The sequence below is a fragment of the Variovorax rhizosphaerae genome (assembly GCF_037889975.1).
Lineage (GTDB): Bacteria > Pseudomonadota > Gammaproteobacteria > Burkholderiales > Burkholderiaceae_C > Variovorax > Variovorax rhizosphaerae.
Genome location: NZ_JBBKZT010000018.1, coordinates 44,720 through 67,126, shown reverse-complemented (window position 1 = coordinate 67,126; position 22,407 = coordinate 44,720). Strand labels below are relative to the sequence as shown.

The window sequence follows — 22,407 nt, the reverse complement described above, 5'->3', positions numbered from 1 at the left end:
AATCCCTATGGATCTCACCAAGCTCATCTTCGGCCGCCTGACGCTCGAAGCCATCCCCTACCACGAACCCATCCTGATCGCGACCTTTGCGGCCGTCGTGCTGGGCGGCGTAGCCCTCCTGGGCGCAGTGACCTACTTCAAGCTCTGGGGCTACCTGTGGCGCGAGTGGTTCACGAGCATCGATCACAAGAAGATCGGGGTGATGTACATCATCCTTGGCATCATCATGCTGCTGCGTGGCTTTGCCGACGCCATCATGATGCGAGTGCAGCAAGCTATCGCCTTCAACGGCAATGAGGGCTACCTGCCGCCTCACCACTACGACCAGATCTTCACGGCGCACGGCGTGATCATGATCTTCTTCGTGGCCATGCCGCTCGTCACGGGCCTCATGAACTTCGTGGTGCCGCTGCAGATCGGCGCACGCGACGTGGCCTTTCCGTTCCTCAACAACTTCAGCTTCTGGATGACCGTCACGGGTGCCGTGCTGGTGATGGCGTCGCTGTTCGTCGGCGAGTTCGCGCGCACGGGTTGGCTGGCTTACCCGCCGCTGTCCGGCCTGATGCACAGCCCGGACGTGGGGGTCGACTACTACATATGGTCATTGCAGCTGGCGGGGATAGGAACGCTCCTATCAGGCGTCAACCTGGTCGTGACCATCCTGAAGATGCGCGCGCCTGGCATGGGCCTCATGAAGATGCCGGTCTTCACCTGGACCGCGCTGTGTACCAACGTGCTGATCGTCGCTGCCTTCCCGGTGCTCACCGCCGTGCTTGCGTTGCTGTCGCTCGACCGCTACCTGGACTTCAACTTCTTCACGAACGACCTTGGCGGCAATGCCATGATGTACGTGAACCTGATCTGGATCTGGGGCCACCCGGAGGTGTACATCCTGGTGCTGCCGGTGTTCGGCGTGTTCTCCGAAGTCGTGTCGACCTTCTCTGGCAAGCGGCTGTTCGGCTACTCGTCGATGGTCTACGCCACGGTCGTGATCACGATCCTGTCGTACCTCGTGTGGCTGCACCACTTCTTCACGATGGGCTCGGGCGCCAGCGTGAATTCGTTCTTCGGCATCACGACGATGATCATCTCGATCCCGACCGGGGCGAAGATCTTCAACTGGTTGTTCACCATGTACCGCGGCCGCATCCGCTACGAAGTGCCGATGCTGTGGACGATCGGCTTCATGGTCACCTTCGTGATCGGGGGCATGACGGGCGTGCTGCTGGCGGTGCCGCCGGCTGACTTCGTGCTGCACAACAGCCTGTTCCTGATCGCCCACTTCCACAACGTGATCATCGGCGGCGTGCTGTTCGGCTTGATGGCGGGCATCACCTTCTGGTTCCCGAAGGCCTTCGGCTTCAAGCTCGATCCGTTCTGGGGCAAGTGCTCGTTCTGGTTCTGGCTCATCGGCTTCTACTTCGCGTTCATGCCGCTGTACGCGCTGGGCCTGATGGGTGTGACGCGGCGCCTGAGCAAGTTCGATGATCCGTCCCTGCAGATCTGGTTCCAGATCGCGGCCTTCGGCGCCTTCCTGATTGCCATCGGCATCGCCTGCTTCCTCATCCAGCTCGTCGTGAGCTTCATGCGGCGCGAACAGCTCAAAGACACGACGGGCGACCCGTGGGACGGCCGGACCCTCGAATGGTCGACCTCGTCGCCGCCGCCTGCCTACAACTTCGCCTTCACGCCCGTGATCCACGACAACGACGCGTGGTACGACATGAAGAAGCGCGGCTATACGCGGCCACTTGAGGGCTTCATTCCGATCCACATGCCGAAGAACACCGGCGCCGGCATCATCCTGGCCGGGCTCAGTATCGTGTTCGGGTTTGCAATGATCTGGCACATGTGGCTGATCGCGGGCGTGTCGTTCTTCGCGCTATTCGTCGCCGTCATCGTCCATACGTTCAACTACAAGCGCGACTATCACGTCGGCGTCGAAGAGGTCGCCCGGACCGAAGCCGCCCGCACCCGCATGCTTGCCGCCAGCAATATCTGACATGACCGCTTCTTCTACAGCCAACTTGACGGCGTCCGGTGACGTGAGCTTCTACCTCAAGGAAGAGCATCACGTCGAGAACGGGACGATGCTGGGGTTCTGGATCTACCTGATGAGCGACTGTCTCATCTTCGCGGTCCTTTTCGCGACGTACGGGGTGCTGGGTCGCAGCTATGCGGCGGGTCCGACGGGCGCTGACCTGTTCGAGCTGCCGCTGGTGGCGCTCAACACCTCGATGCTGCTGTTCTCGTCGATCACGTATGGCTTCGCGATCCTCGAGATGCAGAAGAACAAGGTCGCTTCGATGCAGCGCTGGTTGTTCGTCACCGGACTCTTCGGCCTGGCCTTCCTCGGCATTGAAATGTACGAGTTTGCCCACCTGATCCACGAGGGCGCCGGACCACAACGCAGTGCATTCCTGTCGTCGTTCTTCGCGCTGGTCGGCACGCACGGGCTCCATGTCACCTGCGGCATCATCTGGCTCGGGGTGCTGATGGTGCAGGTCGGCAAGCACGGCCTCATCGAGGCGAACAAGCGCCGCCTGCTGTGCCTGTCGATGTTCTGGCACTTTCTGGACGTGGTCTGGATTGGGGTCTTCACTTTTGTTTACTTGATGGGATCACTGCCATGAGCGCTCCAGATCACGCCCACGACGACCATGGACACGGCGGTGGTGCGCCGCACAGTACGCTGAGCGGCTATCTGAAGGGATTTTTCCTGTCGGTCATCCTCACGGCGATTCCTTTCTGGCTCGTCATGGGCAAGGTCTTCGACAAGCAGAGCACCACGATCCTGGTGATCCTGGCCTTCGGCATCGTGCAGATCTTCGTGCACATGATCTATTTCCTGCACATGAATACGAAGGTCGAGGGTGGCTGGTCGATGACCGCGCTGGCCTTCACATTGATCCTTGTCGTCATCACGTTGTCCGGATCGATCTGGGTGATGTTCCACCTGAATCACAACATGATGCCGATGTCAGCGCATGAAATGAAGAACATGCCTTGAGGGGCGTTGCGCGGGTGGCTGCGGCCACCGTTGCAGTCCTTCTTTTTGCTGGATTCGTGGGGCTTGGAACCTGGCAGGTCGAGCGCAGGGCTTGGAAGCTCGATCTCATCGAACGGGTTGAACAGCGGGTGCATGCATCTGCAGTGGCGGCGCCGGAGCCTGCGAACTGGCCTGAAGTCAATGCCGTACGCGACGAATACCGGCACGTCAGCGTGACCGGCACCTTCCTGCATGACAAGGAGTCCCTGGTCCAGGCGGTGACCACGTTGGGCAGCGGCTTCTGGGTGCTGACGCCGTTACGCCAGGTGCGCGATGGAAGCGTGGTGCTCGTCAACCGCGGTTTCGTGCCGCCCGAGGCGCGAGAGCGCACGGCGCGAACCGCGTCGGAGCCCCTGGGCGTGACGACCGTCACCGGTTTGCTCCGCGTGACCGAACCGAAGGGCGGCTTCCTGCGCAGCAATGATGCAGCGACCAGCCGTTGGTATTCGCGCGACGTGCAGGCTATTGCCGCCGCAAAAGGGCTGGCCAAGGTTGCGCCGTATTTCATCGATGCGGACGCGATCCCGTCCGCGGGCGAGCATGCATGGCCCGCAGGCGGACTTACCGTCATCTCTTTCCAGAACAACCACCTCGTCTATGCACTGACCTGGTACGCATTGGCACTCATGGTGGTCGGTGCTGCGTGGATCTTCCGGCGACAAGGCCCCCAGGACCGGGCAGAGCCCGGCCCGACCTCGGTAGGGGATTGAGTCAAGGGCCCCAGGGCCTGTCCCTGCCCAGCCCGCCCCCAGCGGGGGATTGGGTCGAGACGGCAAAGCCACATCGACCCAAGAAAAGCCGCATCAACCCAGGTCCAGACGGGAGGGCGGCAAAGCGGCGGCAAGATAGGGGGATGGGAAACCCGTCCATCACCATCGACGCCGCGCGCGTCGACAACGTCACCGGCCACAAGAACATGCTGCAGTTGATCCAGCTTCGCTGGATCGCCGTGGCAGGGCAGTTCTTCACGATCGGGGTGGTGCACTTCGGCTTCGATATCCCGCTGCCCATCGAGACAATGCTGGCCGTGCTGGCGGCCCTGGCCGTGTTCAACATCGCGAGCATGGTGCGTTGGCGCAGTCCGAAGGAGGTGACGAACCGCCGCCTGTTTGTCGCCTTGCTGGTCGACGTGGCCACGCTGACGGCGCAGCTCTACCTGAGTGGCGGCGCTTCCAACCCGTTCATCTTCCTGTACCTGTTGCAAGTCAACCTGGGTGCGGTGCTGCTGACTCCCCGGGCGACTTGGACCCTTGTCGGGATCTCCATTGCCTGCTTTGGCGGATTGGCCCTCTATGGGCGCCCGTTGCCACTGCCGCTCGACCAGGCGGGCGGGCTGTCGAGCCCGTATGTGCAAGGCATGCTGATTTGCTTTGCCCTCGACGTGGCGTTGCTGGTGATCTTCATCACCCGCATTGGCGGCAACCTGCGCGAGCGGGATGCGCGCCTGGCGAGTTTGCGACAGCGTGCGGCCGAAGAAGAACATGTGGTGCGCATGGGATTGCTGGCCTCCGGCGCGGCACATGAACTCGGAACGCCATTGGCCACGCTCGCCGTGATCCTTGGTGACTGGCGTCGCATGAGTCCGTTCATGGCCGATCGCGAGCTGCTCCAGGAACTCGTCGAGATGCAGGCCCAGGTGCAACGCTGCAAGACCATTGTGAGCGGCATCCTGCTTTCCGCGGGTGAAGCGCGTGGCGAGTCTTCGGTCAAGACCACCGTGTGTACGTTTCTCGACGAGTTGGTCGGGGAATGGCGCAGCACTCGCCCGGTGCGCTGGTTCACCTATGACAACCGCTTTCACGAAGACCTGCCCATGGTGTCGGATTCGGCTGTGAAACAGATGGTCTGCAATGTCCTGGACAATGCACTGGAGGCGTCACCGAATTGGTGCAGCCTCGAAGCCATGCGCAAGGGCGGCTCGCTCGTGATCACGGTGACGGATACGGGTCCCGGATTCGCGCCCGAAATGCTGGGGCAATTCGGCAAGCCCTACCAATCCAGCAAGGGGCGGCCAGGCGGAGGTCTGGGCTTGTTCTTGTCGGTGAACGTGGCCCGCACGATTGGCGGCACCGTCTCCGCACACAATCGCACAGTCGGTGGGGCGGTGGTTACGATCTCCTTGCCGCTTGCTGCATTTACGCTCGAGGAAAAGAAAACATATGGACGCTGATGAACGCCTTTTGCTCATTGTGGAGGACGATGCGGCATTCGCGCGGACGCTGGGTCGTTCGTTCGAGCGCCGGGGGTATCAGGTGGTTCTTGCTGCCAGTCTCGAAGAAGTGCTGGTGTTGCTGCGCACTTGCACCCCCCGTTATGGGGTGATCGACCTCAAGCTGGATGGCCAGGCGTCCGGACTTGCCTGCGTTCAGGCGCTTCATGCGCGCAACCCGGCCACGCTGATCGTGGTGTTGACAGGATTCGCGAGCATCGCGACGGCTGTCGAGGCCGTCAAACTCGGCGCCTGCCACTACTTGGCCAAGCCGTCCAATACCGACGACATCGAGGCGGCATTCGGCCGCTCCACGGGTGACGTGGAGGTGGCGCTGACCAATCGTTCGTCTTCGATCAAGACGCTCGAGTGGGAGCGCATCCACGAGACGCTCGCGGACACTGGCTTCAACATATCGGAGACTGCGCGTCGCCTGGGCATGCACCGGCGCACGCTGGCCCGCAAGCTGGGCAAGCAGCAGGTCAAATAGGCGTGTCCACGCTCGGGACTTCGGTCGCCGTTGGAGCAGGCATCGCCTGGAAATCCTCTTGCCGCAACTCGATGGGCTTCCCGTGCGAAGTGCGTTCGGCTGCGCGGTCCCATGCGAGGCGATAGCGCTCGAGTTCCTCGGCGGTGCCAGCACCCTTGAGGGCGACCAGGCACTCGAGTGCGGTGAGCCAATGGTGGTAGTAGGTGTCACCCAGGTCGGCTTCGCCGGCTTCGCGCGCGCCACGGATCTGTGTGGAGAGTGCCGCGGTCCATTCGCGCCAGGTGAACAATCCTTGCGCATGCAGGGACACGACCATGGCGAAGGCCTGCGCCTCCCAGGGTTCCCGGAAAACGGGTTCGCCGTCCTGCATGGGCAAGTGATCGAGGGATTGGGGCAAGGTGATCATTGCGCTCTCCATGGTCACGGGGTGTGCTCCTACGGTGCTGAGTGCTCCAGGTAGCATTCCCAGGCATCGATGGAAACGCGCAGGCCGGGCGCGGAATTCGCACCCCAGAGTTCGCGCCCGTCGAAAACGACCGTGTAGAGCCACTGTGGCTGCTCGCCGAGTCCCTGCGCGTTGGCATCGGCGAAGACATGGGCGCCGTGCAGGTGCTCGACGATGCCGGTCTTGCCGCGGGCATAGGCCGGTAGCCTTGTGTGGTGTTCGACATGGCGGACCTGCGTGCGGACACGGTCGCCTGCGCGGAAGCGCGGCTGCGAATCAATCTGGCGCAAGGTCGGCGAACCCTTGGCCAGCGCGGCCGCAACCTCCGCGGCGCGCAGCACGCGCTTCGTCTCGCGGGGCGGATAGAGCATGCGGCCGGCTTCGATTTCGTCCGGCAGCACCTGCAGGCGATCGGCCATCAGGCGCTCCAGCGCGGCGAGCCAGATCTCGTAGTAGGACATGCGGGCATAGGCCGGGAGCGTTTCACGAACGCTGCGGCTCTGGTCGATGTTCCAGGAACCGGTGCCACCCATCGCCAGCGTCAGTGCCAGCACGCGTGGTTCCCAGGCGCTGTGGAAGACTTCGCCTTCGGGTTCCTGCACGATGCGCCCCGGCACGTCCTGGCCGCCGAGGTCCGCGTGACTGGTGTAGGTCATCGCTGCTCCGGCGTGCGCGCAAGCCCGGTGCCGATCATCGAATCGCGCGTGACCAAGTCCGCGAGCCGGTCCTCGCTCCAGCCCTCGGTGCCGGCGGGACGTTGCGGAACCACGAGGTAGCGCACCTCCGCGGTCGAATCCCAGACGCGGATGGCGGTCGTGTCGGGGAGCGAGACGCCGAACTCGGCGAGCACGCCGCGCGGGTCCTTCACGGCGCGTGAGCGGTAGACCGCGCTCTTGTACCAGGTTGGCGGCAAGCCAAGCACCGGCCAGGGGTAGCAGCTGCAGAGCGTGCAGACCACCATGTTGTGCTGGTCGTCGGTGTTCTCGACGGCGATCATGTGTTCGCCCTGGCGGCCGGTGAAATCGAGCGAGGCGATGGCCGCGCTGGCATCGCGCATCAACCACTCGCGGTAGGTCGGATCGACCCAGGCCCTGGCCACCACCCGCGCGCCGTTGCGCGGGCCGATCTTGCTCTGGTAGGTGTCGATGAGGACATCGAGGGCGGCGGGGTCGATGTAGCCCTTTTGCGAGAGCACGCTCTGCAGCGCGCGAACCCGGAGGTCCATGGCGCCGAGTTCGCTGTGATCGCCGTCGTGGCCGTGATCGTGGCCGTGGCGCTCGTGCTCGTGCTCGTGATCGTGATCGTGATCGTGGTCGTGATGCGGCTCGTGATGCGGATCGTGGGCCATGCGTCCCTCCTTACATCGACGCTTGCAGCATCACCCGATAGTCGTCCCGCGTTGCCAGCCTTGGGTTGGTCTTGTGGCAGTGGTCGGCCATGGCGCCGTCGATGATCTTCTCGAACAGATCGCTCGTCACGCCGGCCTCCGCCAACCCGGCTGGCAGGCCGAGGCGGGCGTTCATGTCGCGGATGGCGTCGCCGAGATCGCCGGCGGAGTCGAGATGCATGGCCTGCGCCATGCGCTGCAGGCGCCGGTCCTTCTGCACGGACTCGGCGCCGCTGTTGAAGTGGATCACCGCGGGCAGGAAGAGGGCGTTGAGGGTGCCGTGGTGCAGCCGCGGGTCGACCCCGCCCAGGCTGTGGCTCAGGCTGTGCACGCAGCCCAAGCCTTTCTGGAAGGCCATCGCACCCTGCATCGAGGCGCTCATCAGGTTGAGCCTCGCCTCGCGGTCGCTGCCGTCCCTGGTGGCGCGTTCGATGTGGCCCCAGGCGCGCTCCAGGCCGTCGAGCGCGATGCCGTCGGCCGGCGGGTTGAAGGCGGCCGACATGAAGGTTTCCATGCAGTGCGCGATCGCGTCCATGCCGGTGGCCGCCGTCAGTCGCGGCGGCAGGCCGAGCGTGAGTTCCGGGTCGCAGATGGCGGCCTTCGGCATCAGGAACCAGCTGTGGAAGCCGAGCTTGCGGTGGTTGTCCACGATGATGATGGCGCCGCGGGCCACCTCGCTGCCGGTGCCACTGGTGGTGGGCACGGCGATCAGCGGGGCCACGCGATCGGTGATCTTCGGCGAGCCGCCTTCGATGGTCGCGTAGGTGGTGAGCGGCCCTTCGTGCGTGGCGAGGATGGCCACGCCCTTGGCGCAATCGATGGCCGAGCCGCCACCGACGGCGATGAGGCCGTCGCAGCGATGGCCGCGATAGACCTCGACGGCGGCGCGCACCGCTGCTTCCGTCGGATTGGACGGCGTCTGGTCGAACACGGCCACTTCCAGGTCGCCCAGTGCATCGAGCGCCTTCTGCAGGACGCCTGCGGCGCGCACGCCTGCATCCGTGACGATCATGGGCCGGTTGATGCCGATGCGCGCGCATTCCGCCGACAGCAGTTGGACGGCGCCGAACTCGAACTGGACTTGGGTGAGGTACTGGATGAGGGCCATGTGGGGTGGAGGTCAGTGGCGCAACGGTAGGATGCGAACCGCCAATCTAACAAAGCGCAGACCTTCGTGAACATGAAACATACCCTTGCCGCCGCCGTGGCTGTCGTTGTGCTCGGCATGGCCCTGGCGTCGGGAGCGCAGGCCGAATGCATGAGCGATGCCGACGTGGCCGCGATGGCTGCTGCCATGGCCGCGAGGATGCCGGCCGCGAATCCGCCGCAGGACTTCAGCGAGGCCGACGCCAGTTGCACGCGCGCCAAGCTCAACAAGCTGCTGCTCGCCCGATACGGCACGCCCATCGGCTACAAGGCCGGGCTGACCAATTCCAACATCCAGAAGCGCTTCGGCTACGACAAGCCGGTGTGGGGCGTGCTCTACCAGGGCATGGTGCTGGACACCGGGGCGACGGTGGACGCGGCCTTCGGGGCCCGCCCGCTCTACGAAGCCGACCTGCTGGTGCGCGTGCGCAGCGAGGCCATCAATCGCGCGAAGACGCCGGCGGACGTGATGGCGGCGATCGACCAGATCGTGCCTTTCATCGAACTCGCCGACCTCGCCGTGCAGTCGACCACCGCCTTGAACGGCCCCGGCGTCACGGCCATCAATGCGGGCGCGCGACTCGGCGTGAAAGGGCTCGCCGTCCTCGTCCCGCAAGCCGACTTCGCGCAGGCCTACCTGCTGGAAGCCCTGCGCGACATGACGGTGCGCATCACCGACAGCGGCACCGGCGCAGAACTGGCGCGCGGCAAGGGCAGCGACATCCTGGGCCAGCCGCTCGACGCGGTGGTCTGGCTCGCCGATGCGCTGGCCAAGGAAGGCCTGGCGATGCGGCCCGGCGACCTGATCAGCCTGGGCTCGTTCTCCCCGTTGTTGACGCCGAAGGCGGGGCAGTCGGTGCAGGTGAGCTATGACGGCTTGCCTGGGGCGCAGTCGGTGTCGGTGAGTTTCAAATGAGGGGGCGCAAGGCGGCGCTGACGCCGAAGATGGCCGGCGTGGTCGAGCGCATGGCGCGCGCGGGTCATCCGCCGCTCAACGCCATGACGCCTGACGAGGCCAAGGCGGCCTATGAAAAGGGTGCCGGCGTCCTGGAGGTGCCGAAGCCGCCACTCGCGCGGATCGAGGATTTCGCAGTGCCGGCACGGGACGGCCATCCCATCCCGGCGCGGTTGTATGCGCCGTCCGCCGAGGTGCTGCCGGTGCTGGTCTACTTCCACGGCGGCGGCTTCACCGTCGGCAACATCCGCACGCACGACACGCTGTGCCGCGTGCTCAGCCGCGACGCCGGATGTGCCGTGGTCTCGGTCGACTACCGCCTCGCGCCCGAAAACAAGTTCCCGACCGCGTCGAACGATGCCTGGGACGCCGTGCAGCACATCGCGAAGGAGGGCGGGGCGCTAGGCCTGGACGCCACCCGCCTCGCGCTCGGTGGCGACAGCGCCGGCGGCGCACTCACGGCCGCCTGCGCGATCATGGCGCGCGACGTCGGCCTGCCGGTCGCCTTGCAGCTGATGTTCTACCCCGGCGTCGCCGCGCACCAGGACACCGATTCGCACCGGCTGTACGCGGACGGGCCCTTGCTGACCAAGGCGCTGATCGACTACTTCTTCGCAGGCTACGTGCGGAGCCCCGCGGATCGCGAGGACTGGCGCTTCGCACCGCTGTTGGCCGATGACGTCGAAGGCGTGGCGCCAGCCTGGATCGGGCTGGCCGAATGCGATCCGGTCGTCGACGAAGGCATCGCCTATGCCGACAAGCTGCGCGCCGCCGGCGTGCCGGTGGACCTCGAGATCTACCGCGGTGTGATCCACGAATTCGTCAAGATGGGTCGCGCGATTCCGGAAGCGCTGACTGCGCAAGCCGATGCCGCGCGGGCTTTGCGCGCGGCGTTGACTCCGTAGGCATCGCGGCTGCCGTTGCGCGCAGGCAGGCCATCAGTTGCTCCGTTGCGGGCGTCCGGCTTCTTCCGCGCAGCGTGATCATCCCGACCGGCGGCAGCTCGATCGGGACATCCAGCTTCAGGATCTTCAGCAGGCCCTCGCTTTCAAAGTGCCGTGCCACACCGCGTGCCAGGAAGCCCACCGCGGGACGCTCGCGTACGAAGGTCAGCGTGACCATGAACGACGCGGTCTCCACGATGTCGACCGGCGGCGCGAGGCCGTGCTTGTAGAACATCTGCTCCAGCTTGATCCGTGACGAGGCCCAGGGCGGCGGGACGACCCAGGGCAGCGCGGCCAGCTTGGCCCAGTCGAGTTTCGGGTCGCGTACGAACGCGTGGTCGGGGCGCATGACGATGCACATCGGTTCGGCATAGAGCGCCTCGGTGTCGAGGTCGGGGGACGCATAGCCAGGCTCCAGCCGGCCCACGAACAGATCGAGTTCGCCGACCCGCAGTCGCGGCAGCAGCCGGGTGAGATCGCCTTCTTCCACCATCACCGTGGTCTGGCTGGAACGCTGCTTCAGCATCGCGACGGCGCGCACCAGCAACGAGGGCGTGGCCACCACCATCGCGCCCACGCTGACGCGCCCGGAGGCGCCACCGGCGACGGCATCGATCTCGTCGCGCGTGCGGCCATAGTCGGCCAGCACCGAGCGGGCAAAGCGGACCACGGCCACCCCGTAGGCGGTGGGTTCCGTCCCGCGGGTGGACCGGACGAACAGGCTGAGGTCGAACATCCGCTCGATCTCGGCCAGCGTCTTGGAGACCGCCGGCTGGCTGACGGAAAGGAATTCGGCAGCGCGCCCGAGATGGCGGAACTCGTCCAGCGCCACCAGCAACTGCAGGTGTCGCAGCTTGAGGTTGGACCGTAGCACCCGATCGATATCGGCCATTGAAGCTCCATAACCAGAACGGAATGAAGAGAGTCGCTTATTTCATTGGATTGTAATGAAGCGCCGGCCAACAATCAGCGCTCCACGAATCGAAGAACGAGAGACAAGATGCGAAACACTCGCCGCCAGTTCATGCTGCACAGCCTCGCTGCCGCAACCCTTCCCCTTGCCTCGACGCGCGCGTTTGCCACGGGCTACCCGGATCGGCCCGTTACCTTCATCTGCCCCTGGCCCGCCGGTGGCACGGCCGACGTGACGATGCGCGCGCTGTGCGCAGCCGCGGCCAAGGAACTCGGGCAATCGGTGGTGGTGGACAACAAGGCGGGCGCCTCCGGGATGATCGGCCTCAAGGCGCTCGCAGCAGCCAAGGCGGACGGCTACACGATCGGCCAGATTCCGATTTCGGTGACGCGTTTCTCTCAACTGGGCACGGTCCAGCTCGATCCGCTCAAGGACCTGAGCTACATCGCGCGTGTGTCCGGCCAGACCTTCGGCATTGCGGTGCGCGCCGAGGCGCCGTGGAAGACGCTCAAGGAGCTGGTTGCCGATGCCAAGGCGAATCCCGACAAGATCACCTACGGCACGGCCGGCCTGGGTGGCGCCACGCACGTGGGCATGGAAGAGTTCGCCATCGCCGCGGGCGTGAAGTTCAACGCCATTCCGTACAAGGGTGGCTCGGAGGCATTGCAGGGCTTGATGGGCGGCCACGTCGATGTGCTGGCCGATTCGAGCTCCTGGGCACCGCAGGTGAAGGCCGGCAAACTGCGCCTGCTGGCGACCTGGGGCGAACAACGCACCACCGAATTCAAGGACGTGCCGACGCTGAAGGAATCCGGCTACAACGTGGTGGTCGATGCGCCCAACGGCATCGGCGCCCCGAAGGGCGTTCCGGCCGACGTGATGACCAAGTTGCGCGCGGCCTTCAAGGTCGCAGCGGCCAGCCCCGAGTTCACCGCGGCCTGCGCCAGGATCGACGCGCCGCTGATGTACCTGGATGCGCCGGAGTACGAGAAGTACGTGACAGCCTCCGTCGCCAAGGACAAGGTGCTGATCGAGCGGCTCAAGCTCAAGGAACTGTTGACCAAGAACTGATCGGACTGCCATGCCCCAGCACACTGTCCTCGTCACGGCCCAGCACCTCATGCAGGAAGCGCAGCAGATCCTGCGCGACGCGGGCGCCAGCCTCGAATTCATGGCCGAGCCCATCGACGAGGCCAGCCTGGCCAGCCGGCTTTCCAAGGGGGACGTGGACGCGGTCATCCTGCGCGGCTCCAAGCCCTTTACCGCGGGCGTCCTTGCGATGGCGCAAGGCCTGAAGATCATCGCGAAGAACGGTGCGGGCGTCGACAGCGTCGATCTTGCAGAGGCGGCGCGTCGCGGCATCACGGTCGCCGTGGCGCCGGGCGGCAATGCCGATGCGGTCGCCGAGCATGCCATCGCGCTGATGCTGGCCCTCGTGCGGGACCTGCATCGCCTGGACCGCAAGCTGAAGGCCGGTGGCTGGGAAGGCACCTCGTGGCTGGGGCGAGACTTTCGTGGATCGGTGGTCGGGATCGTCGGCTACGGCAGCATCGGCCGCAGCACGGCACGGCTTGCATCGGCACTCGGCGCGCAGGTCGTGGTGATGAGCGGCACACGACGCGAGGCCGATGGCTTCGAGATCGAATCCGATCTGCACAAGCTGCTGCCGCGCATCGACATCCTGAGCCTGCACTGCCCGTTGACGGCGCAGACGCGCGGTCTCATCGGGCAGCGCGAACTGGCGCTCATGAAGCCCGGCGCACTCGTCGTGAACACGGCGCGCGGCCCGGTCGTCGATGAAGCGGCATTGGTCGAGGCATTGCGCAGCGGACACCTGGGCGGCGCGGGCCTCGACACCTTCGAGGTGGAGCCCCTCGGCGCGGACAACCCGCTGCTCACGCTCGACAACGTCATCCTCACGCCACACGTCGCAGGCGTCACCCGCCAGGCGGCGTTGCGTGTGGCGACCATGACCGCGCAGAACGTCGTGAACGCGCTCGCCGGGCAGGCCTTGCCTCCGGGCCATGTGGTGGCCGGACCGGCGCAGCGCGCGGCCTGACCACCTCGCCGCACCCCTTCAACAGAACACGGAGACAAAGAATGTCCAACGCCGAGCTGCGCACCCATCCCGAAGATTCCGCCCGCGAGGTCGCGGACCTGCCGTCCGCCTGCGTGCAGGCCCATGCGGCGAACCTGATGGTCTTGCACGACGGAACGCTGGCCTGCGTCTGGTTCGGCGGCTCGATGGAAGGGCGCTCCGACATCTCGGTCTACATGGCCCGACTGGATGCCGAGGCGGGCGAATGGTCGCAGCCGACGCAGCTCTCGAATGACGTCGAGCGTTCGGAGCAGAACCCGATCCTGTTTCCCGTGCCGGGCGGTCCGCTGTGGCTGTTGCACACGGCGCAGCTTTCCGGCAACCAGGACACGGCTGTCGTGCGTCGCCGCATTTCGCACGACAACGGCAAGAGCTGGGGCGCGACCGAGACGCTGGCGGATGCACCCGCGGGCACCTTCGTGCGCCAGCCCATCCATGTGCACACGGACGGCACCTGGCTGCTGCCGATCTTCGATTGCCGCGTCGTGCCCGGCCAGAAATGGGACGGCAGCCTCGACGAAAGCGCCGTCTTGCGCTCGACCGACCAGGGTGCCACATGGCAGCGCATACCGGTGCCGGACAGCGTGGGCTGCGTGCACATGAGCATCGTGCCGGCCGCGGGCAACAGCCTGCTGGGCTTCTTCCGCAGCCGCTGGGCCGACAACATCTACATGACCCGCAGCGAGGACGGCGGCCTCAGCTGGCGCAAGCCCGTGCCGACCGCGCTGCCCAACAACAACTCGTCGATCCAGGCGCTGCGCCTGGCCGACGGGCGGCTCGCGATGATCCTGAACGCCAGCAGCGCAGCGGATGCGACCGAGCGGCGCGATTCGCTCTACGACGAACTCGAAGACCAGGCGACTTCTGCCGACGGAGCCGCCGTGGTGGAAGCGCCGCCGAAGACGATGCGCCGCGCTTTCTGGGGCGCACCGCGCGCACCGATGACGCTCGCGCTGTCGGACGACGACGGGCAGACCTGGCCGTGGCAGCGCAACCTGGAAACTGGCGACGGCTGGTGCATGAGCAATGACTCCGCCCGCGGCCTCAACCGCGAGTACTCCTATCCCTCCCTGCGCCAGACCGCCGACGGCGCCCTGCATGTGGCCTACACCGTGTTCCGCAAGCACATCCGCCATGCGCGGGTGATGCCGGACTGGATCACGCAGGCCTGAGCAACAGCGACGTCGACCCCTCCATACCCACAAAGAGACACAACACCATGATCAAGCGAGCCAGCCTTCTCCGTGCGACCGTCGCCGCGGCCCTGTACGCCACATTGGGTGGCGCGTGGGCCGATGCCTATCCGTCCAGGACGGTGACGATCATCATCCCGTTCCCGCCGGGCGGCACGCTCGACGTGGTCGGCCGACAACTGGCGCAGAAGCTCGCCGAGCAAACGGGCCAGTCCTTCATCATCGACAACAAGCCAGGCGGCGTCGGCACCATCGGCGCCATGGCGGTCAAGCAGGCCCAGGCCGACGGCTACACGCTGCTGTTCGCGCCCTCGACGCATGCGACGACGCCGATGACCATGAAGGCGCCGTACGACGTGATCAAGGACTTCTCCCCGATCGCGCTGGTGGCCAAGGCGCCGCTGGGCGTCTCGGTCAACAACGACGTTCCGGCGAAGGACATCAAGGGCCTGATCACGTATGCCAAGGCCAACCCCGGCAAGCTCAGCTTCGCCATCGGCTCGACCGGTTCCGCTGGCCATCTTTCGACGGAGTTGCTGAAGCGGTCGGGCAATGCCGACCTCATGATCGTGCCGTACAAGGGCTCGGCGCCTGCCTACCAGGACCTGATCGGCGGCCAGATCAACGGCTTCATCGACCCGATCCTCGGATCTACCTCCTACGTGAAATCCGGCCGCCTGCGCCTGCTGGCCGTCACGTCGAAGGCGCGCCTGCCCAGCATGCCGGATGTGCCGACGGTTGCCGAGACCATTCCGGGCTACGAGTTCTACAGCTGGTATGGGCTCTGGGGTCCGGCCAAGCTGCCGGCGGAGGTGGTGGCCAAGCTGAATGCCGAGGTGAACAAGGCGCTCTCGACCGACATGCGCGAGAAGCTGGTCAGCCAGGGGCTGGAAGTCAACGGCGGCTCCGTCGCGGACTTCGTCAAGTTCGAGCAGGAGGACATGGCGAAGGCACAGAAGATCATCAACGAAGGGAAGATCCGTGCCGACTGATGCGCCGCGTGCCGTCGTCACGGGTAGCAGCTCCGGCATCGGCCGGGCCGTGGCGCAGCGCCTCTTGGCCGATGGCTGGCAGGTCACTGGCGTGCAGCGCGGCGCGCCGGACATCGATCATCCGGCGTTCACCGCCTTGGCTTGCGACCTGAGTGAGGGAGGCGAGGTCGATGCCTTGGTCGCCAGGCTGGGCACGCCGCAGGCGGTGGTGCATGCGTCGGGTGTGTTGCGTCCCGGCGCGCTTGGCGCCATGGACGCCGACGACGGCGCGTTGATGTGGCGCCTGCACGTGGATGCCGCGTCGCGGCTCGCCAACGCCTTGCTGCCGCGGATGGCCTCGGCCGGCGCTGGTCGCATGGTGCTGATCGGCAGTCGCGTCTCCGGCGGCATGCCCGGCCGCAGCCAGTACGCAGCCAGCAAGGCGGCACTGATCGCGCTGGCCCGCAGTTGGGGCTCCGAGGTCGCGGCCCAGGGCGTGACGGTCAATGTGGTGTCGCCGGCCGCGACCGACACGGCCATGCTCGCGGACCCGGCCCGTGCGTCCACCCAACCCAAGCTGCCACCGCTCGGCCGCCTGATCCGACCTGAAGAGGTGGCGGCGCTCGTCGCATTCCTCCTGTCCGATGACGCTGCGCCGATCACCGGGCAGGACATTCAGGTCTGCGGCGGCTCCTCGCTGCCAAGATGATTTCGACAACCATGTCCGCCTCGCTTTCCAACCATGCGCCAGCGCCTCGAAACCCGCGTCGCTCAAGGACCCCAGCATGACCACCGACAAACAGACCATCTCCCCCCTGATCTCGCTGCACGCCAACGACAACGTGCTGGTCGCCCGCGCGCCGATCGCGCTGGGCCAGGAACTGCCCGAGTTCGGCCTGCGCATGCGCGCCCAGGTGCCAGCGGGCCACAAGATTGCGGCGCGGCGCATCGCCGCGGGCGAACCCGTGCGCAAGTACGACACGGTGATCGGCGCGGCGATGCGCGACATCGAGGCCGGCGAACACGTGCACACGCACAACCTGGAACTGATCGACTTCGACCGCGACCCCGGCTTCTGCGAGGACGTGCGGCCGGTGGACTACGTGCCGGAGGCCGAGCGCGCCACCTTCATGGGCATCGTGCGCCCGGATGGGCGGGTCGCCACGCGCAACTTCATCGGGCTCATCTCCTCGGTGAACTGCTCGGCGACGGCCATTCATCACATCGCTGCGCACTTCACGCCGGAGCGCCTGGCGCCGTATCCGAACATCGACGGCGTGGTCGCTTTCGCGCAGACCAGCGGCTGCGGCATGTCTTCTCCCAGCGAGCATTTCGACGTGCTGCGAAGGACCATCGCCGGCTATGCGCGCCATCCCAACCTGGGCGGCGTGCTGATCGTCGGGTTGGGCTGCGAGCGCAACCAGGTGGCGGACCTCGTTGCCTCGCAAGGCCTGACGCTGGGCAGCCACGTCAAGACCTTCGTGATGCAGGACACCGGCGGCACGCGCGCCACGATCGCCGCGGGCATTGCTGCGATCGAGGCGATGCTGCCGTCGGCCAATGACGTCAAGCGCCAGCCGGTCAGCGCGGCGCATCTGAAGATCGGCCTGGAATGCGGCGGGTCGGATGGCTTTTCCGGCATCACCGCCAATCCGGCACTCGGTGCGGCGATGGACATCCTGGTGCGGCACGGCGGCACGGCCATCCTGTCGGAGACGCCGGAAATCCATGGCGTCGAATACATGCTCACGCGGCGTGCCATCAGTGCCGAGGTCGGCCAGAAGTTGCTGGACCGCCTGGCCTGGTGGGAGGAGTACACGCGCGGCCACAACGGGCAGTTCAACGGTGTGGTCGGCCCGGGCAACCAGGCGGGCGGGCTGGCCAACATCTTCGAGAAGTCGCTGGGCTCGGCCATGAAGGGCGGCACGACGCCCTTGCAGGCGGTCTACGAATACGCCGAGCCGATCGACAAGGCTGGCTTCGTGTTCATGGATTCGCCGGGCTACGACCCGGTGGCGGCCACCGGCCAGATCGCCAGCGGCGCCAACCTGATCTGCTTCACCACCGGCCGCGGTTCGATGTTCGGCAGCAAGCCCGCGCCGACGATCAAGCTGGCCAGCAACACGCCGATGTTCACGCGCCTGGAAGAGGACATGGACATCAACTGCGGCGCGGTGCTCGATGGCGAGGTGGATGTGCAGCAGATGGGCCAGCGCATCTTCGAGCGCATCCTCGACGCGGCTTCGGGGAAGAAGACGAAGAGCGAGGAGCTGGGGTTGGGCAACCACGAGTTCGTGCCGTGGCACATGGGCATCGTGAGTTGATGTTGCTTTCCACCGCCCCGGATGCGTCGGAGGACGCAGGCCACCACCAGCCCCTCAACAGACCCACAAGAAGAAACTCCATGCCACTGACCCTTCAACGAACCGAGCTGTTGCGCAGCCAGAACTACATCGCCGGCGAATGGCGCGCAGCCTCCGGCAGCACGTTCGACGTGACCGATCCGGCCACCGGCGCGGTGATCATCCACGTGCCGGACTCCGGCGCCACGGAGGCATGCGACGCAGCCGATGCCGCGCATGAAGCCTTCGCCTCCTGGCGGAAGGTCCCGGCGAAGCAGCGCGCCCAGATCATCAAGCGCTGGAACGACCTCGTCATGGCGCACCAGGACGACCTGGGCACGTTGGTGTCGATGGAGCAGGGCAAGCCGCTGGCCGAAGGCAAGGGTGAGATCGCCTACGCGGCCAGCTACATCGAATGGTTCGCCGAGGAAGCGACCCGCATGAACGGCGAGATCATTCCCGCACCCGTCGCTGGCCGTCGCATGTTCGCGATCAAGGAGCCGGTCGGCGTCATCGCGGCCATCACCCCCTGGAACTTCCCGGCCGCGATGATCGCCCGCAAGATCGCGCCCGCCCTGGCCGCGGGCTGCACCGTGGTCTGCAAGCCGGCCGAGGACACGCCGCTGACCTCGCTGGCCCTCGTGCGCCTGGCAGAGGAAGCCGGCGTACCGCCGGGCGTACTCAACATCGTCACGGCCTCCCGCGACAAGACGCCCGAAGTGGTCGATGCCTGGCTGGACGACCCGCGCGTGCGCAAGATCACCTTCACCGGCTCGACGCCGGTGGGCAAGCACCTGGCGCGGCGCTCGGCCGATACGCTGAAAAAGCTGTCGCTCGAGCTCGGCGGCAACGCGCCCTTCATCGTCTTCGAGGATGCGGATCTGGATGCGGCTGTCGAGGGCCTGATGGCGGCCAAGTTCCGCAATGGCGGCCAGACCTGCGTCTGCCCCAACCGCGTGTTCGTGCAAGCCAAGGTGCATGACGCGTTCGCCGAGAAGCTGGCTTCACGTGTCAAGTCGCTGAAGGTCGGGCCGGCCACCGATGCGTCATCGCAGATCGGGCCGATGATCAACGCGCGGGCGGTCGAGAAAATCGAGCGTCATGTGGAGGACGCTGTCGCGCGCGGCGCCAGGGTGCTGGTCGGAGGAGGGCGGTTGCCTGAAGTCGGCCCCCGGTACTTCGCGCCCACCGTGCTGGTCTGCGCCGACAGCACCATGGCCTGCGCCAGCGAGGAGACCTTCGGTCCCGTGGCGGCGCTGACGCGCTTCGACACCGAGGCCGAGGTCATCGCCGCGGCCAACGACACGCCCTTCGGCCTGGCCGCCTACTTCTATTCCAACGACATTCGCCGCGTCTGGCGCGTCGCGGACGCGTTGGAGTCCGGTATCGTCGGCATCAATGAAGGTGCCATCGCGGCAGAGGCCGCACCCTTCGGCGGCGTCAAGGAATCCGGCTACGGCCGCGAAGGCTCCACGCACGGCCTGGACGACTTCCTGCACACCAAGTACGTGTGCCAGGGCCAACTCGATTGATCGGAACGCGCAACATGAACAACCCTTTCAAGCACGCGCTGTCCGACAAGCAAGCGCTCGTCGGCCTCTGGCTCTCGCTGGCAGACCCCTACGCGGCGGAGGCCTGCGCCACCGCTGGCTTTCAATGGCTGCTGATCGACGGCGAACACGCGCCCAACGATGTGCGCAGCACGCTGGCCCAACTGCAAGCTGTCGCCGCCTACCCGGCCCAGCCCGTGGTTCGCGCGGTGACGGGTGACACGGCGCTGATCAAGCAACTGCTCGACATCGGCGTGCAGAACCTGCTCGTTCCGATGGTCGACACGCCAGAGCAAGCACGCGCGCTCGTGGCCGCCACGCGCTATCCGCCGGACGGCATTCGCGGTGTCGGTGCCGCCGTGGCGCGTGCTTCGCGCTGGGGCGCGCGGCGCGACTACCTGGGCGCCGCCAATGACGAGATCTGCCTGCTGGTCCAGGCCGAGACCCGGACCGCGATGGCCAACCTGGAAGCGATCTGCGCGGTCGACGGCGTGGACGGCGTGTTCATCGGCCCGGCCGACCTGGCCGCGTCGATGGGCCACCGCGGCGCGCCCGGCCATCCGGAGGTACAGGCCGCCATCGACAACGCCATCCGCACGATTGTCGCCAGCGGAAAGGCCGCCGGCACGCTCACGGCCGACGCGAAGCTGGCACGCCACTACCTGGACCTGGGCGCCACCTTCGTCGCGGTGGGCATCGACATCACCTTGATGGTTCAGGGCGCGCGCCGCCTGGCCAACGACTTCGGCCTCGGCACCGAAAGCGCGATGAGCGCGGCCGGCGCGGCAGCCTACTGAAAACACTTCACAACGGAACAAGACCATGGCCACCACGAACAAGAAGACACTGAAGATCGCCAGCATCCCCGGCGACGGCATCGGCAAGGAAGTCATGCCCGAGGGGCACCGCGTGCTCGAGAAGGCGGCAAGCCGCTTCGGCTTCGACCTGCAGTTCACCGACATCGAATGGGCCAGCTGCGACTACTACCAGAAGCACGGCGACATGATGCCGGCCGACTGGAAGGCGCAGTTGCAGAGCCAGGACGCGATCTACTTCGGCGCCGTCGGCTGGCCGGACACCGTGCCGGACCACGTCTCGCTGTGGGGCTCGCTGCTCAAGTTCCGCCGCGAGTTCGACCAGTACATCAACCTGCGCCCCGCGCGCCTGTTCGAAGGCGTGCCGTGTCCGCTGGCCGGGCGCAAGGCGGGCGACATCGACTTCTACATCGTGCGCGAGAACACCGAGGGCGAGTACACCAACCTCGGCGGCGTCATGTACCCGGGGACCGAGCGCGAGATCGTGATCCAGGAATCGGTGTTCAGCCGATTCGGCACCGACCGCGTGCTCAAGTACGCCTTCGAACTGGCGAAGTCGCGCGAGCGCAAGCACCTGACCGTGGCGACCAAGAGCAACGGCATCGCGATCAGCATGCCGTGGTGGGACAGCCGCGCCGACGCCGTTGGGCAGGACTATCCGCAGGTCAAGATCGACAAGCAGCACATCGACATCCTCACCGCGCGCTTCGTGCTGCAGCCGCAGCGCTTCGACGTGGTGGTGGCGAGCAACCTGTTCGGGGACATCCTGTCCGACTTGGGCCCAGCGTGCACCGGCACCATCGGCCTGGCGCCCTCGGCCAACCTCAACCCGGAACGCAAATTCCCGTCGCTGTTCGAGCCGGTGCATGGCTCGGCACCGGACATCTACGGCAAAGGCATTGCCAACCCCATCGCGATGATCTGGTCGGGTGCGTTGATGCTCGATTTCCTCGGCCAGAAAGAAGCGCACGATGCGATCCTGAATGCCATCGAGCAGGTGCTCAAGGACGGTCCGCGCACCGGCGACCTGGGCGGCAAGGCGACGACGGTGGAGCTGGGCAAGGCGATTGCCGGACTGATCTAGTGCGATGAAGGAGGGCATGCGACCGGCGGCATCGGGGCCGCGAAGCGCGCGCTGAAGGAAGACCGGCCAAAGGTAGTAATCAATCGTGAGGTTGGACCTGTCCACAGCCTGTGCTACATCGGGTCTTCGAATGGAGGGGCCATGTCTTCTGCTGCGAATTCCCTGTTCTTTGACCAAGTCCATTGGCGAGTCATCGCCTCCGGCTTCGATACCGAGCGCTGGTTCAACGATGGCCAGGCGGTGGGCACGGGCGGCATTGCGAACCCGCAACCCACGCGCGTGCCTGCCGGGCATTACTACTACCGCTTTGCGAGCAGCAGCGCCTCGCGCGCGTCACGCTTCGGCGGCGGCTGGTGGGTCGACTTCGAGAACTTCAACCTGGTCAGGCGATTCGCGGCTGCCAACGGTTACTCGCTGCGCGATGCGGCTCGATTGATGCTCGCATTGCCCTATGCGTGGACGCGCGTAGATCAACTGGTCCGAGCCCTTTTGTGCGAGCCCTTGCGCGCTTACACCGGGCCGGGGAAGGCAGCGCAGGGCTCGTCGGCTGGGGGCGATCGCGGCACGCGTTGGATTCCCACCCAGCATGTCCGAGTTCGGCAGCTCTACATTCCCGGTCTCTTCGTTGACGATGGCCGCGATCCGTTGTTCGAGAGGGTCTTCGTGCAGCCGATGGAAGTCACGCCATTGGGATGAGCGTCCGCGATCACACACCGCGCCTGCTGTGCGCCACATACACGACTTTGCAATCCAGCGCAGAACAAGGCGGAGCGCCGCAGACAGTGCTGTCGCGCGGCAAGGCGATCCAAGGCAAGG

At 66.0% G+C, this 22,407-nt stretch carries 23 protein-coding genes; 18 read left to right on the top strand and 5 right to left on the bottom strand.

Annotated features, from left to right (window positions below; all coding sequences use genetic code 11):
• The first annotated feature begins 7 nt into the window (after positions 1-7).
• The 6 genes from cyoB (at position 8) to WKW82_RS30100 (ending at position 5,748) form a co-directional block, all read left to right on the top strand.
• Entirely contained in the window at positions 8-2,002 is a 1,995-nt protein-coding gene (gene cyoB / locus WKW82_RS30125) for a cytochrome o ubiquinol oxidase subunit I (RefSeq protein ID WP_340346422.1), read from the top strand.
• Between the two features lies 1 nt (position 2,003).
• Complete coding sequence (gene cyoC / locus WKW82_RS30120) at positions 2,004-2,633, top strand: cytochrome o ubiquinol oxidase subunit III (protein WP_340346421.1); 630 nt, start codon at positions 2,004-2,006, stop codon at positions 2,631-2,633.
• A complete protein-coding gene (gene cyoD, locus WKW82_RS30115; RefSeq protein WP_340346420.1) occupies positions 2,630-3,010 on the top strand; it encodes a cytochrome o ubiquinol oxidase subunit IV in 381 nt (126 codons plus the stop codon). The genes cyoC and cyoD overlap by 4 nt, the downstream gene beginning before the upstream one ends.
• Positions 3,007-3,759: an SURF1 family protein gene (locus WKW82_RS30110; protein ID WP_340346419.1), complete on the top strand. Its 753-nt coding sequence runs from the start codon at positions 3,007-3,009 to the stop codon at positions 3,757-3,759. Before cyoD ends, WKW82_RS30110 begins: the two co-directional genes overlap by 4 nt.
• A 143-nt stretch (positions 3,760-3,902) precedes the next feature.
• Positions 3,903-5,219, top strand: coding sequence for an ATP-binding protein (locus tag WKW82_RS30105; RefSeq protein ID WP_340346501.1), 1,317 nt, complete (start codon positions 3,903-3,905; stop codon positions 5,217-5,219).
• Positions 5,209-5,748: a response regulator transcription factor gene (locus tag WKW82_RS30100; RefSeq protein ID WP_340346417.1), complete on the top strand. Its 540-nt coding sequence runs from the start codon at positions 5,209-5,211 to the stop codon at positions 5,746-5,748. The genes WKW82_RS30105 and WKW82_RS30100 overlap by 11 nt, the downstream gene beginning before the upstream one ends.
• Here the strand turns inward: WKW82_RS30100 and WKW82_RS30095 are convergent.
• The 4 genes from WKW82_RS30095 to WKW82_RS30080 are packed head-to-tail and all read right to left on the bottom strand — an operon-like array spanning position 5,741 to position 8,688.
• Positions 5,741-6,154 carry a nitrile hydratase accessory protein gene (locus WKW82_RS30095; protein ID WP_340346415.1) on the bottom strand — a complete coding sequence of 138 codons (414 nt, stop codon included), beginning with the start codon at positions 6,152-6,154 and terminating at the stop codon, positions 5,741-5,743. The two genes, WKW82_RS30100 and WKW82_RS30095, sit on opposite strands and share 8 nt — an antisense overlap.
• A 29-nt stretch (positions 6,155-6,183) precedes the next feature.
• Positions 6,184-6,849 (bottom strand): nitrile hydratase subunit beta, encoded by a 666-nt coding sequence (gene nthB, locus WKW82_RS30090; RefSeq protein WP_340346414.1) that lies wholly within the window; start codon positions 6,847-6,849, stop codon positions 6,184-6,186.
• A complete protein-coding gene (gene nthA / locus WKW82_RS30085) occupies positions 6,846-7,541 on the bottom strand; it encodes a nitrile hydratase subunit alpha (RefSeq protein WP_340346413.1) in 696 nt (231 codons plus the stop codon). The genes nthB and nthA overlap by 4 nt, the downstream gene beginning before the upstream one ends.
• A gap of 10 nt (positions 7,542-7,551) precedes the next feature.
• Entirely contained in the window at positions 7,552-8,688 is a 1,137-nt protein-coding gene (locus tag WKW82_RS30080; RefSeq protein WP_340346412.1) for an iron-containing alcohol dehydrogenase, read from the bottom strand.
• 66 nt (positions 8,689-8,754) lie between these two features.
• Here WKW82_RS30080 and WKW82_RS30075 point away from each other — a divergent pair, with 66 nt between their 5' ends.
• Complete coding sequence (locus WKW82_RS30075) at positions 8,755-9,642, top strand: 2-keto-4-pentenoate hydratase (protein ID WP_422823627.1); 888 nt, start codon at positions 8,755-8,757, stop codon at positions 9,640-9,642.
• The gene (locus WKW82_RS30070) at positions 9,639-10,586 is read left to right on the top strand and encodes an alpha/beta hydrolase (RefSeq protein WP_340346410.1); all 948 of its coding nucleotides are present in this window, start codon (positions 9,639-9,641) and stop codon (positions 10,584-10,586) included. Before WKW82_RS30075 ends, WKW82_RS30070 begins: the two co-directional genes overlap by 4 nt.
• Here the strand turns inward: WKW82_RS30070 and WKW82_RS30065 are convergent.
• Complete coding sequence (locus WKW82_RS30065; RefSeq protein WP_340346409.1) at positions 10,504-11,517, bottom strand: LysR substrate-binding domain-containing protein; 1,014 nt, start codon at positions 11,515-11,517, stop codon at positions 10,504-10,506. The genes WKW82_RS30070 and WKW82_RS30065 overlap by 83 nt on opposite strands.
• A gap of 108 nt (positions 11,518-11,625) precedes the next feature.
• Between WKW82_RS30065 and WKW82_RS30060 the strand changes: the two genes are divergently transcribed.
• From WKW82_RS30060 to WKW82_RS30015, 10 genes are all read left to right on the top strand, one after another.
• On the top strand, positions 11,626-12,609 hold the full coding sequence (locus WKW82_RS30060; protein ID WP_340346408.1) for a Bug family tripartite tricarboxylate transporter substrate binding protein: 984 nt from the start codon (positions 11,626-11,628) through the stop codon (positions 12,607-12,609).
• A gap of 10 nt (positions 12,610-12,619) precedes the next feature.
• Positions 12,620-13,597 carry a hydroxyacid dehydrogenase gene (locus WKW82_RS30055; RefSeq protein WP_340346407.1) on the top strand — a complete coding sequence of 326 codons (978 nt, stop codon included), beginning with the start codon at positions 12,620-12,622 and terminating at the stop codon, positions 13,595-13,597.
• Between the two features lie 41 nt (positions 13,598-13,638).
• Positions 13,639-14,808 carry a sialidase family protein gene (locus WKW82_RS30050; RefSeq protein ID WP_340346406.1) on the top strand — a complete coding sequence of 390 codons (1,170 nt, stop codon included), beginning with the start codon at positions 13,639-13,641 and terminating at the stop codon, positions 14,806-14,808.
• A 50-nt stretch (positions 14,809-14,858) separates the two neighbouring features.
• The gene (locus WKW82_RS30045; RefSeq protein WP_340346500.1) at positions 14,859-15,821 is read left to right on the top strand and encodes a Bug family tripartite tricarboxylate transporter substrate binding protein; all 963 of its coding nucleotides are present in this window, start codon (positions 14,859-14,861) and stop codon (positions 15,819-15,821) included.
• On the top strand, positions 15,811-16,509 hold the full coding sequence (locus WKW82_RS30040) for an SDR family NAD(P)-dependent oxidoreductase (RefSeq protein ID WP_340346405.1): 699 nt from the start codon (positions 15,811-15,813) through the stop codon (positions 16,507-16,509). Before WKW82_RS30045 ends, WKW82_RS30040 begins: the two co-directional genes overlap by 11 nt.
• Before the next feature lie 76 nt (positions 16,510-16,585).
• On the top strand, positions 16,586-18,124 hold the full coding sequence (locus tag WKW82_RS30035) for a UxaA family hydrolase (RefSeq protein ID WP_340346404.1): 1,539 nt from the start codon (positions 16,586-16,588) through the stop codon (positions 18,122-18,124).
• 80 nt (positions 18,125-18,204) lie between these two features.
• Positions 18,205-19,674, top strand: coding sequence for an NAD-dependent succinate-semialdehyde dehydrogenase (locus WKW82_RS30030; RefSeq protein ID WP_340346403.1), 1,470 nt, complete (start codon positions 18,205-18,207; stop codon positions 19,672-19,674).
• A 14-nt stretch (positions 19,675-19,688) separates the two neighbouring features.
• Positions 19,689-20,489: a 4-hydroxy-2-oxoheptanedioate aldolase gene (gene hpaI, locus WKW82_RS30025; protein ID WP_340346402.1), complete on the top strand. Its 801-nt coding sequence runs from the start codon at positions 19,689-19,691 to the stop codon at positions 20,487-20,489.
• A 25-nt stretch (positions 20,490-20,514) separates the two neighbouring features.
• Positions 20,515-21,591 carry a tartrate dehydrogenase gene (locus WKW82_RS30020; protein ID WP_340346400.1) on the top strand — a complete coding sequence of 359 codons (1,077 nt, stop codon included), beginning with the start codon at positions 20,515-20,517 and terminating at the stop codon, positions 21,589-21,591.
• Between the two features lie 141 nt (positions 21,592-21,732).
• Positions 21,733-22,287 carry a hypothetical protein gene (locus WKW82_RS30015; RefSeq protein WP_340346399.1) on the top strand — a complete coding sequence of 185 codons (555 nt, stop codon included), beginning with the start codon at positions 21,733-21,735 and terminating at the stop codon, positions 22,285-22,287.
• Positions 22,288-22,407: the final 120 nt, after the last annotated feature.

Bases quoted from the DNA above. Each gene is read 5' to 3' on its own strand.
- cyoB (WP_340346422.1), top strand. From the start codon at position 8: ATGGATCTCACCAAGCTCATCTTCGGCCGCCTGACGCTCGAAGCCATC.
- cyoC (WP_340346421.1), top strand. From the start codon at position 2,004: ATGACCGCTTCTTCTACAGCCAACTTGACGGCGTCCGGTGACGTGAGC.
- cyoD (WP_340346420.1), top strand. From the start codon at position 2,630: ATGAGCGCTCCAGATCACGCCCACGACGACCATGGACACGGCGGTGGT.
- WKW82_RS30105 (WP_340346501.1), top strand. From the start codon at position 3,903: ATGGGAAACCCGTCCATCACCATCGACGCCGCGCGCGTCGACAACGTC.
- WKW82_RS30100 (WP_340346417.1), top strand. From the start codon at position 5,209: ATGGACGCTGATGAACGCCTTTTGCTCATTGTGGAGGACGATGCGGCA.
- WKW82_RS30095 (WP_340346415.1), bottom strand. From the start codon at position 6,154: ATGATCACCTTGCCCCAATCCCTCGATCACTTGCCCATGCAGGACGGC.
- nthB (WP_340346414.1), bottom strand. From the start codon at position 6,849: ATGACCTACACCAGTCACGCGGACCTCGGCGGCCAGGACGTGCCGGGG.
- nthA (WP_340346413.1), bottom strand. From the start codon at position 7,541: ATGGCCCACGATCCGCATCACGAGCCGCATCACGACCACGATCACGAT.
- WKW82_RS30080 (WP_340346412.1), bottom strand. From the start codon at position 8,688: ATGGCCCTCATCCAGTACCTCACCCAAGTCCAGTTCGAGTTCGGCGCC.
- WKW82_RS30070 (WP_340346410.1), top strand. From the start codon at position 9,639: ATGAGGGGGCGCAAGGCGGCGCTGACGCCGAAGATGGCCGGCGTGGTC.
- WKW82_RS30065 (WP_340346409.1), bottom strand. From the start codon at position 11,517: ATGGCCGATATCGATCGGGTGCTACGGTCCAACCTCAAGCTGCGACAC.
- WKW82_RS30060 (WP_340346408.1), top strand. From the start codon at position 11,626: ATGCGAAACACTCGCCGCCAGTTCATGCTGCACAGCCTCGCTGCCGCA.
- WKW82_RS30055 (WP_340346407.1), top strand. From the start codon at position 12,620: ATGCCCCAGCACACTGTCCTCGTCACGGCCCAGCACCTCATGCAGGAA.
- WKW82_RS30050 (WP_340346406.1), top strand. From the start codon at position 13,639: ATGTCCAACGCCGAGCTGCGCACCCATCCCGAAGATTCCGCCCGCGAG.
- WKW82_RS30035 (WP_340346404.1), top strand. From the start codon at position 16,586: ATGACCACCGACAAACAGACCATCTCCCCCCTGATCTCGCTGCACGCC.
- WKW82_RS30030 (WP_340346403.1), top strand. From the start codon at position 18,205: ATGCCACTGACCCTTCAACGAACCGAGCTGTTGCGCAGCCAGAACTAC.
- hpaI (WP_340346402.1), top strand. From the start codon at position 19,689: ATGAACAACCCTTTCAAGCACGCGCTGTCCGACAAGCAAGCGCTCGTC.
- WKW82_RS30020 (WP_340346400.1), top strand. From the start codon at position 20,515: ATGGCCACCACGAACAAGAAGACACTGAAGATCGCCAGCATCCCCGGC.
- WKW82_RS30015 (WP_340346399.1), top strand. From the start codon at position 21,733: ATGTCTTCTGCTGCGAATTCCCTGTTCTTTGACCAAGTCCATTGGCGA.